The following is a 2276-nucleotide window of genomic DNA, read 5'->3' as shown; positions in this document are numbered from 1 at the left end:
GTGGCATCAATTGCATTGTTCATATCTGTAGTCCCCGTATTCCAGCCAATTTGCCGAGCCTTCGTTAAAAATCAGAAACTCGGACCTGTCTTCCCCAAGCAGGGCGACGACAAATCCGGCCGGCGGCTCATAGTTTCCGAAGTAACTATAGGCCGTCATGGCTCTGATCGACTCGCCGTTGACCGTTACTCGCGCGTCCCACTCTCCCTCCGGGTTGTCCAAAATTACGGGTTCGATCACGCGTTTTATCGCTCCGCCACCACAGTAGACGATGCCTTCGGGTGCTTCGTAGGAGGTCCCCTGGCTAGCATCTAAATCGCAGGCGGAACGAAGGGACCGAATTGCCGCGCTGGAACCTTTCAAGTCAAAGATTCCGTAGCTGACATCTTGATCAATCATGGACAGGTTAACGGATGCATTGGCCGCGAGCTGGTCCAGTACAAAACCATAATCCTGCTGACTATTGAAACTGACCTCGACAGGATAATTGTCGACGACCTGCACGTCAGCGTTTTCTGCGCCAACCTGAAATGCGCCAACTTCGGTGGTGCCATTCTTCAAGAAACGAATGGAAAGCCCTTGCTTCTGTACAATGTCCTGGCTGTCCTCGTATCCAACCGGAGCAAAGCGGATACGGTCACACTGAAGTTCCAGCGTCATGTTTCCGGTCTGAATAAATGCATTGGGATTAGGCCCAGAGTTGAACGACCACTCCGCTGATGCTGTGGTCGCCATAACCATCATCAGCGTCCCAGTGGAAATCGTTTTGAAACTCATTTTCTCTCTCCATGGTGTTACGGTTCGTACTGTCATTCAGCCAGAGTTTCCGGCCCGTTACCCGGGCAACAAGGTTAGGAAACAGGTGCGCCGTATTCGTTTGCGCTTTCTTGGGAAGGTCGCGTCAGCCACCAGATCATCAGGATGGACAGAACCAATTGAAGAATTGAGACAACAACAATACCGGTCACGCCCAGGACGGCCGCAGGTCCTCGTAATGCATCGGGGTTTTCCGTCCCTTGCTCCAATACCGAGAAGAACGCCACCCCTCCCAGCATAACAAAGAGCGTGGTAATGCTGAGCGCCATCGGCAGCAGCAAATACCAGCCAGGTCGTCCTGTATCATGCAGCCTCCGCCAACCGGCGGCCAGCATGGGTATGAGAACAGCCAGTTGGAAAACAGAGGACAGAACCCGAGATCCTTGCCCTGTTTCGGGGTTGGTCCCGAATATGATCGTATCCAGCACAGCTAAAGCAGCGCTCGCGAGAACTACGAACAAGAAGAACCACCAGTATTCTGAGCGTAAAGCCCGACCGGAGAACTGGAAGTATTTTGAGAAACACGTTTTTACTGCTTCGCCAAATCCCATATTTCACTCCTTTCTTACTTTCTGTGCGGTCTCAAACGCTTCGCCGTTCAGGAGAACCCACTCGCCCCTAAGGATGCTCCCTCTTATCTTTGTTTGAAAGCAGAACCCTATCGCACGAGAGCGTAAAGATTTTTACGCGCGGAAAAAATATTGATTTATTAGAAAATAGATTCAAACATGCGAATTCGACACAACTTTCATTTTACCTCCGTTGTTGTCGCTGTCGCCCGATTTGTCGGGCCCTTCCGACTGCTGGAGTGAGTGCTGGCGGTCGGAAGGCCTTTAATAATGGTCGAGCGTTGGGAGGACGCGATGTTGGAACCTAACGCTCTCCCCATCTTTCCAGAGTTTGCTTTAGCTTTCGCCAGTGTCGTCATTCGGCCTTCACACGTTGTTGGCGGCCCCGATAGTCAACGAAATGTTGTTCCGCCGACCAAGCCCGCCGCAGCAAGTTTTGGGAAAGGTATTCACAGGATGGAAGCATGTTCTGTTGGGTGCTCAGACACGAGAGCTTCAAACAAGCGCATCCAATTTCGTTAATTTCAAAGGACCCAGAGGGAGAAGAAAATGACCAACAAGATGGTGATGATTGCAGGCGCAACTTTTTTCGCAATGCTTGCGGCCTGTGACGATACGAGTACATCAAGCGCGTCCGCCGAGCTCACACCGGCTCAGCAAGCATGTTTGCGAGATGTAGCCAACACCACGAACAATTCGCAAGTCGTGGTGCTCTCATCGGCATTTAGCGAGGCGGGAACACAGGTCACTGTAGGCGTTGGTGAGGATCGTGCTCCTTGGAATTGCATTGCCTACAGTGATGGCGCGACAGCTGGTATCGAGTTCCTGGGCGACGAAGGCGCATTGTGAGCAGTCTGCTGCGTAGCCGATAACGGCTGCGCAGCACTGGCT

3 protein-coding genes are annotated in these 2276 nt (G+C 52.2%); 1 reads left to right on the top strand and 2 read right to left on the bottom strand.

Annotated features, from left to right (window positions below):
• Nucleotides 1-6 precede the first annotated feature (6 nt).
• Both ACR0JR_RS22285 and ACR0JR_RS22280 read right to left on the bottom strand, forming a co-directional pair.
• Nucleotides 7-777 (bottom strand): hypothetical protein, encoded by a 771-nt coding sequence (locus ACR0JR_RS22285; RefSeq protein ID WP_480458203.1) that lies wholly within the window; start codon nt 775-777, stop codon nt 7-9.
• Nucleotides 778-851: 74 nt separating this feature from the next.
• On the bottom strand, nt 852-1367 hold the full coding sequence (locus tag ACR0JR_RS22280; RefSeq protein ID WP_480458202.1) for a DUF805 domain-containing protein: 516 nt from the start codon (nt 1365-1367) through the stop codon (nt 852-854).
• A 567-nt stretch (nt 1368-1934) separates the two neighbouring features.
• On the opposite strand from ACR0JR_RS22280, the gene ACR0JR_RS22275 reads away from it, so the two are divergent.
• Nucleotides 1935-2234 carry a hypothetical protein gene (locus ACR0JR_RS22275; protein ID WP_010443494.1) on the top strand — a complete coding sequence of 100 codons (300 nt, stop codon included), beginning with the start codon at nt 1935-1937 and terminating at the stop codon, nt 2232-2234.
• Nucleotides 2235-2276: the final 42 nt, after the last annotated feature.

The organism is Ruegeria sp. AA3 (genome assembly GCF_056542905.1).
The sequence above is the reverse complement of the archived record's forward strand: the minus strand, read 5'-3'. Positions and strand labels throughout refer to the sequence as shown.

Bases quoted from the DNA above. Each gene is read 5' to 3' on its own strand.
- ACR0JR_RS22275 (WP_010443494.1), top strand. From the start codon at position 1,935: ATGACCAACAAGATGGTGATGATTGCAGGCGCAACTTTTTTCGCAATG.
- ACR0JR_RS22285 (WP_480458203.1), bottom strand. From the start codon at position 777: ATGAGTTTCAAAACGATTTCCACTGGGACGCTGATGATGGTTATGGCG.
- ACR0JR_RS22280 (WP_480458202.1), bottom strand. From the start codon at position 1,367: ATGGGATTTGGCGAAGCAGTAAAAACGTGTTTCTCAAAATACTTCCAG.